Raw genomic sequence first — 7,357 nt, forward strand, 5'->3', positions numbered from 1 at the left:
CGCCTATGGTCGATACGGCTAGCGGGTCCCCGCCGTGACGCGGCTGTGCCGGTAGCCGTAGGTGAAGTACAGCAGCCCGCCGATGACCATCCAGATGAGGAACCGCAGCCACGTTTCGACCGGCAGGTTGAGCATGAGGTAGAGACAGGCCAGCACCGACAGGATCGGCAGCACCGGCACCAGCGGCGTGCGGAACGAGCGGGGCAGGTCGGGCCGGGTACGCCGCAGGATGATCACGCCGGCCGACACCACCACGAACGCGAACAGCGTCCCGATGTTGACCAGCTCGGCCAGCGCCCCGAGCGAGATGAACCCGGACAGCAGCGCCGACACGATGCCGATGATGACGGTGAGCCGGGCCGGGGTGCCGAAGCGCGGGTGGACCTTGGCCAGCGGGCGCGGCAGCAGCCCGTCGCGGCACATGGCGAACAGCACCCGGGTCTGCCCCAGCATGAGGATCATGACGACGGTGGTGAGCCCGGCGATGGCCCCGATGCTGATCAGCCCGGCCGCCCACTTCTGGCCGACCGCGGTGAAGGCGTCGGCGAGCGGGGCCGAGGTGCTGAGCGTCTTGTAGTTCTGCATGCCGACGACGACCAGCGAGACGGCCACGTACAGGACCGTGCAGATGGCCAGCGAGCCGATGATGCCGCGCGGCATGTCGCGCTGCGGGTTGATGGTCTCCTCTGCGGCGGTGGCGACGATGTCGAAGCCGATGAAGGCGAAGAACACGACCGCCGCGGCCGAGAAGATGCCGATCACGCCGAACGCCACGGGCGTGATGCCGAACAGGACCTGGATGAGCGGCGCCTTGAGCCCGGCGACCTGCTCGGTGGCCTGGGCCGGCGGGATGAACGGCGAGTAGTTCTCCGCCTTGATGAAGAACAGCCCCGCCACGATGACGAGCAGGATCACCGCGACCTTGATCGCCACGATGACCTGGTTGACCCGGGAGGAGAGCTTGATGCCCGCCACCAGGATCGCGGTGAGGAGGAGCACCACGATCATGGCCGGCAGGTTCACCACCGGGTCGTCGCCGGCGATGGACGCCGGCAGTGGCAGGCCGATCGAGGACATCAGCGACGCGAAGTACCCCGACCAGCCGACCGCGACCACCGCGGCCGCCAGCGCCATTTCCAGCATGAGGTCCCAGCCGATGATCCAGGCGGGCAGCTCGCCGAGCGTGGCGAAGGAGAAGGTGTACGCCGAGCCCGCCACCGGGATGGTGGAGGCGAACTCCGCGTAGCACAGCGCCGCCAGGCCGCAGACGATCGCGGAGACGACGAAGGAGAAGGCCACGGCCGGTCCGGCCGTCTGCTTGGCCACCTGTCCGGTCAGCACGAAGATGCCGGTGCCGACGATCACGCCGATGCCGAAGACGGTCAGGTCGACGGCGGTCAGGCGCTTGCGCAGCCGATGCTCCGGTGCCTCGGTGTCGCTGATGGACTGCTCAACGGATTTCGTGCGAAGGATGTCCACGAGTGTGACCTTGCCCACACTCGTGGACATCATGCTTTCCCGATGGCAGGAGGCGGCGCCGTGCTCAGCCGCGGGCGGAAGGGCTCCTGACCTGCTGGTCGCGGCGGGCGACCGCCTCGGTGATCTGGCGGGCGAGGTCCTGCCCGGTGAGCCCGACGCGGCCGAGGATCGCGGCCCGCTTGGCGTGCTGGAGGAACTCCTGCGGGATGCCGAACGTGCGGACCGGGACGTCCACGTCGGCGTCGCGCAGCAGCCGGGCCACCGCGTCGCCGACGCCGCCGACCCGGCCGTTGTCCTCGACGACCGCGACCATGCGGTGGGCGCCGGCCGCGAGGACCAGCGCCTCGTCGAGCGGCTTGACCCAGCGCGGGTCGACCACGGTGGCCGAGATGCCCTGGGCGTCGAGCAGCACCGCGGCGTCCATGCACGCCCTGGCCATCGGGCCGACGGCGACGATCAGCACGTCGGCGTCGCCGGCGCGCAGGACGTCCATCTCGCCGAGCTTGCCGGCCGCCTCGACCGGCTCGGCCACGGGGCCCTTGGGGAAGCGGAGGACCGTGGGGCCGTCGGTGACGGACACGGCCTCCTCCAGCAGCTCGGTCAGGCGCTCGCCGTCGCGCGGCACGGCGATCCGCAGGCCGGGCACGACCTGGAGGATCGACAGGTCCCACATGCCGTTGTGGCTGGCGCCGTCGTCGCCGGTGACGCCGGCCCGGTCGAGCACCACGGTGACGGGCAGCCGGTGCAGGGCGACGTCCATGAGGAGCTGGTCGAAGGCGCGGTTGAGGAAGGTGGCGTAGACGGCCACGACCGGGTGCATGCCGCCGAGCGCCAGGCCGGCCGCGCTGGTCAGCGCGTGCTGCTCGGCGATGCCGACGTCGTAGGTGCGCTCGGGGAAGGCGTCGCGGAAGGCGGCCAGGCCGGTCGGGTGGAGCATGGCGGCGGTGATCGCGACGATGTCCTCGCGGTCCTTGCCGAGCCGGACCAGCTCCTCGCTGAAGACGTCGGTCCAGATGCGGCCCTTGGGCTTCTCCGCGCCGGTGACCCGGTCGAAGGCGCCGGGCGAGTGGAACTGGTCCTCGTCGTGGTTCTCGGCCGGGGAGTAGCCGCGGCCCTTCTGGGTGAGGGCGTGGACGATGACCGGGCCGCGGAAGTCGCGGGCGGTGCGCAGGGCGGCCTCCATGGCCTGCTCGTCGTGGCCGTCGATGGGGCCGACGTACTTGAGGCCGAGGTCCTCGAACATCACCTGCGGGGCGAGGATGTCCTTGACGCCCTTCTTGAAGCCGTGCAGCGCGTCGTACAGGACCGGGACGTTGCCGATCTTCTCCTTGACGTACTCGAGGAAGTCCTCGTAGCGGCGGGTGACCCGCAGTTTGGACAGGTGGGAGGCGAGCCCGCCGATGGTCGGCGAGTAGGAGCGGCCGTTGTCGTTGACGACGATGACGACGGGCAGGTCCTTGACCCCGGCGATGTTGTTGAGCGCCTCCCAGGCCATGCCGCCGGTGAGCGCCCCGTCGCCGATCACGGCGACGGCCGTGCGGTCGCGTTCGCCGCGCAGCTTGAACGCCTTGGCCAGGCCGTCGGCATAGGACAGCGCGGTCGAGGCGTGGGAGTTCTCCACGAAGTCGTGCTCGGACTCGGCCTGGCTCGGGTAGCCGGACAGGCCGCCCTCCTGCTTCAGCGCGCCGAAGCCCGCCAGACGGCCGGTCAGGAGCTTGTGGACGTACGCCTGGTGGCCGGTGTCCCAGATGATCGGGTCGCGCGGGGAGTCGAAGACCCGGTGCAGGGCGATGGTGAGCTCCACCACTCCGAGGTTGGGCCCGAGGTGCCCGCCGAAGCGGGAGCAGCAGTCGACGAGCAGGTCACGGATCTCGTTGGCCAGCCTCGGCAGCTCCTCGACATCGAGCCGTTTGACGTCGTGCGGTCCCTCAACCGAGCCCAGCAACCCGCTCACGGATGCGATCCCCTCTGCTTCTTGGCACCAGTGGCTTGAAGTCTAGTTCGTGGACGTCCCGCTGACTCCATCGAGTCAAATCCGCACGCATTTGTCCGATCTTGACCTAGTCTTGCCTACACTATGAGCACTCTCCCCATGCGGAAACTGACGACTGTCCTGGCCACCGGTGTTCTGGTCTCGCTGGTGGGCGTGGGCACGGCGGCAGCCCAGACCGCACCCGTCGCTTCCTCCGGACAGCAGGCCCAGGCCCCCGCCCAGGCGGCCCAGACGCTCGCCGCGCCGCCGCGCGGCAAGGCGGCCGCCACGGCCAACCCGCTGTACAGGACGGGCACTCTCGCTGACTCTCACTGTTCTCCCGGCAGCCTGCCCAAGGGCAGTACCGCCGCCTACAAGCGTTTCCTCACCCGGGTGACGAACTGCCTGAACGCGTCGTGGTCGACCCAGTTCCGCAAGGCGAAGCTGTCGTTCAGCAAGCCGCGCCTGCGCATCATCACCCGCAAGCTGCGCACGCCGTGCGGCCCGTGGAGCCAGGGCGCCGACGGCATCTACTGCTCCACCGACCGCACCATGTACATGCTGGTGACCAAGACGCAGCTGCGTGACCCGTTCGCGCTGGGCATCACCCGCCTGATGGCGCACGAGTACGGGCACCACGTGCAGCAGATCTCCGGCATCTGGAGCTACTACTGGCCGGCCCGCGCCCGCGCCTCCAAGGCGGGCCAGCTCGCGCTCTCGCGCCGCTCCGAGCTGCAGGCCGAGTGCTTCTCCTCCGTCTTCATGCGCACGATCGAGGACACTCTCCCGATCGACCCGGCGCAGTGGGACTACACGGTCGACTGGTTCCGCAAGAACGGCGCCAAGGCGTGGCCGCAGAACGACCACGGCAGGGGCTCCTCGCAGGCCTTCTGGATGAACCGCGGCTACGGCTCGGCCTCCCCGGGCTCCTGCAACACCTGGGCCGCCTCGTCCCGCGCGGTCGCCTAGTCACACCCCGCACGATCCGCTTCACCGGCGCGGTCGCGTCCCTCACGGGCGCGGCCGCGCCGCGCTTTTCCCGGCTCTTTCGTCAGGATCCTGCTTGCCCGGCGACACCCGCTTTTACCGCGTTTCCCCAGACAGCCCACCAAATCACCATCAACTGGTCTAGTATCCGCGATCGTGCGTATTCCCCTTGTCGCAGCGTCGGTCTGCGTGATCGCGGGCGTCGGCCTGTCCGGTACGGCCGGCGCGCAGACCGCGGCGGGCGCCTCCACGGCACAGCCGGCCTACGGCGTCCCCCACGCGGTCGCGGCACCCCCCGCCGTCCTGGCCGAGAACCGGATCTACCGCTCCGGCACCGCCTCCCCGCTGTCCTGCCCGATCCCGGAGATCCGCGAGGGCAGCGCCGCATCCCTCAAGACCTTCCACCGGTCGATGGCCCGCTGCGCCGACCGCTTCTGGGCCGCCCGGTTCAAAGCCGCCGGCCTGGCGTACACCTCGCCCAAGGTGGCGATCACGACGGGCAGCTCCTCGGTCTGCGGCAAGATCACCAGCAACGGCGCCCAGTACTGCCCCGCCCAGCGCACCGTCGCCATCCGCATCATGAAGCGGGACCTGACCGACCCGTTCAAGATGAACATCGCCCACTCCGTCGCCCACGAATGGGGCCACCACGTGCAGCAGCTCACCGGCATGCTGGACGAGCAGAACCGCCTCTACTGGCGGGCCCGCGGCACCGCCCGCTCCATCGTCAGCCACCGGCTGGAGATGCAGGCCGAGTGCTTCGCCGGCGTCTTCTACAGCGCCGCGCTCGACTCCGTCGACCCCGGCATCACCTGGGACCAGTGGATCGGCGCCGTCCGCGAGGCCGAGGAGAGCAAGGTGCACGGCAAGCCGCGCAACCTCGCCTACTGGCAGAACCGCGGCTACACCAGCGGCTCGGCCGGCTCCTGCAACACCTGGAAGGCCACGATCGCCCGCGTCTCCTGACCCCCGCGGCCGCCCGCGGCCCGCGTAGCCGGAAATCCTCAGCCGGTGACGCGGGCCAGGACCTCCAGCGGATCGGCCAGGACGTGGGCGAAGGCCAGCTCGGCCGCGCCCACGAGCGTAGCGTCGTCGGCCAGGGCCGAGGTGCGCAGCCGCAGCCGCTCCCGCTGCGGGCCCATCGCGTGCGTCGCGAGCCGGCTGCGCACCTGGGCCGCCGACCCCAGGTACACCTCCCGCAGCATGCCCCCGAAGATCACCATCTCGGGGTTGAAGATGTTGACCAGGTTGGCCACGCCCAGGCCCAGCCAGCCGCCCACCCGTTTGAGCCCCTCCTGCGCCACGATGTCACCCCGGTCGGCCGCGTCCACCACGGCCCGCACGGCGTCCCGCCCCTGGCGTCCCGCGGCCTCCTCCACGGCACGAGCCCCCTCGCGCCCGGGGAGAATCGTGCGACCGGCCGCCTCCAGGAGGGCGCGCTCCCCCACCTCGGCCTCCAGGCAGCCGCGCGAGCCGCACCCGCACGGCCGCCCGTCCGGGTTGACCACCATGTGGCCGACCTCGCCGCCGTAGCCGTCGTGGCCGCCGAGCAGGTGCCCGCCCGTGATGATGCCGCCCCCGATGCCGACGTCGCCGTGCAGGTAGATGAGGTCGCGCACCGCGACGGCCACGCCCCGGCTGTGCTCGGCCAGCGCCGCCAGGTTCGCGTCGTTGCCCACGCTCACCGGCAGCCCCAGGCCCAGCCGGCGGCCCAGCTCCTCACCGAACGGCACCACCTCGGCCCCCAGGTTGGGACCGAACATGATCACACCGTCGTCCTTGCGGACGCCCCCGGAGACCGCCGCGGCGGCGCCGACGCACACCGTGTCGGCGCGCGTCTTGCGCCGCATCTGCCGGGCGAACCCCGCCAGGGTCCCGGCCAGCTCGTCCAGGTCGAACGGCCCGCGCCGGCGCGCCGTCTCCCGGCGGTCGAGGATCGCCCCGCCCAGCCCGACCCGGGCCGCCGCCAGCCGGTCGGGGCCCACGTCGAAGGCGAACACGTACACCTTCGACGACTCGGGCCGCACCACCAGCGACGGGCGGCCCGCCCGCCCGGTCTCGCGCGGCAGCTCCTCCCGCACCAGCCCCGCGGCGGTGAGGTCGGAGGTGAGCGCCATGATGGTGCTGCGGTTGAGCCCCATCTTGGCGGTCAGCTCGGCCCGCGAGATCGGCCCCCCGAGGTGGACATGGCGGAGCAGGGCGCCGAGGTTGTGACGCCTGATGTCCTCCTGTGAGGGGCCGGCACGCATCGTCTGAGCATCCTTGAACGACGGGAAGTCGCTGATCACCTTAGACCAGCGGCGGCCGCCCGCTTACGGGCCAGGGCGTCGACCCCCGCCGCGAGGAGCAGGACGAAGCCGGTGACCAGGTACTTGACGCTCGAACCGTACTGCATGAGGGCCATGCCGTTGTCGATGACCGCGATCACGGCGCCACCCAGCACGGCGTCGAGCACCCGGCCCTTGCCGCCGAACAGGCTCGTGCCGCCGATGACGGCCGCGCCCACCGCGTACAGCAGGACGGAGCTGCCGCCCGTGTTCGGGTCCACCGAGCTGGCCCGGGAGGCGGCGACGATGCCGCCGACCGCCGCCATCGACGAGCAGATGACGAACGCGCTCACCCGGATCCGGTCGACCGCGATGCCCGCCCGGCGCGCCGCCTCGGCGTTGCCGCCGACCGCGTAGACGTGCCGGCCGAACCCGGTGCGCCGCAGCACGAACGTCCACAGCACGAGCAGCGCGAGGATGACCGGCACGACGATCGGCACGCCCTTGAGCGAGGCGAACGCCGGGTTGAAGCTGCGCTCCAGGTTGAGCACGTACACGGCCGCGCCCGCGAGGACGGCGAGGGCGCCCACCCGGGCGGCGATGAGCGACGGCGGGTCGGCCACCAGGCCGCGCGCGGCCCGCTTGCGCGCCC

The 7,357-nt window shown here is 71.3% G+C and carries 5 protein-coding genes and 1 pseudogene; 2 read left to right on the top strand and 4 right to left on the bottom strand.

The annotated features are described in order from the left end of the window. Positions 1-18 precede the first annotated feature (18 nt). Both AB0H81_RS42830 and dxs read right to left on the bottom strand, forming a co-directional pair. Positions 19-1,479, bottom strand: a complete 1,461-nt coding sequence (locus AB0H81_RS42830) for an amino acid permease (protein ID WP_358387644.1) — start codon at positions 1,477-1,479, stop codon at positions 19-21. A gap of 64 nt (positions 1,480-1,543) precedes the next feature. Next, positions 1,544-3,424 (bottom strand): 1-deoxy-D-xylulose-5-phosphate synthase, encoded by a 1,881-nt coding sequence (gene dxs / locus AB0H81_RS42835; protein WP_358387656.1) that lies wholly within the window; start codon positions 3,422-3,424, stop codon positions 1,544-1,546. 132 nt (positions 3,425-3,556) lie between these two features. Here dxs and AB0H81_RS42840 point away from each other — a divergent pair, with 132 nt between their 5' ends. Beyond that, the gene (locus AB0H81_RS42840; RefSeq protein WP_358387647.1) at positions 3,557-4,420 is read left to right on the top strand and encodes a neutral zinc metallopeptidase; all 864 of its coding nucleotides are present in this window, start codon (positions 3,557-3,559) and stop codon (positions 4,418-4,420) included. Positions 4,421-4,594: 174 nt separating this feature from the next. Then, a complete protein-coding gene (locus AB0H81_RS42845) occupies positions 4,595-5,404 on the top strand; it encodes a neutral zinc metallopeptidase (protein ID WP_358387650.1) in 810 nt (269 codons plus the stop codon). Positions 5,405-5,442: 38 nt separating this feature from the next. Here AB0H81_RS42845 and AB0H81_RS42850 read toward each other — a convergent pair whose 3' ends face one another. Together AB0H81_RS42850 and AB0H81_RS42855 are read right to left on the bottom strand one after the other, a co-directional pair. Then, positions 5,443-6,687 carry an ROK family transcriptional regulator gene (locus AB0H81_RS42850; RefSeq protein WP_358387653.1) on the bottom strand — a complete coding sequence of 415 codons (1,245 nt, stop codon included), beginning with the start codon at positions 6,685-6,687 and terminating at the stop codon, positions 5,443-5,445. Between the two features lie 35 nt (positions 6,688-6,722). Next, positions 6,723-7,357 (bottom strand): annotated as a pseudogene (locus AB0H81_RS42855) (ABC transporter permease); the annotation flags it as partial.

Origin of the sequence: Nonomuraea sp. NPDC050691 (genome assembly GCF_040654455.1) — a bacterium.
GTDB lineage: Bacteria > Actinomycetota > Actinomycetes > Streptosporangiales > Streptosporangiaceae > Nonomuraea.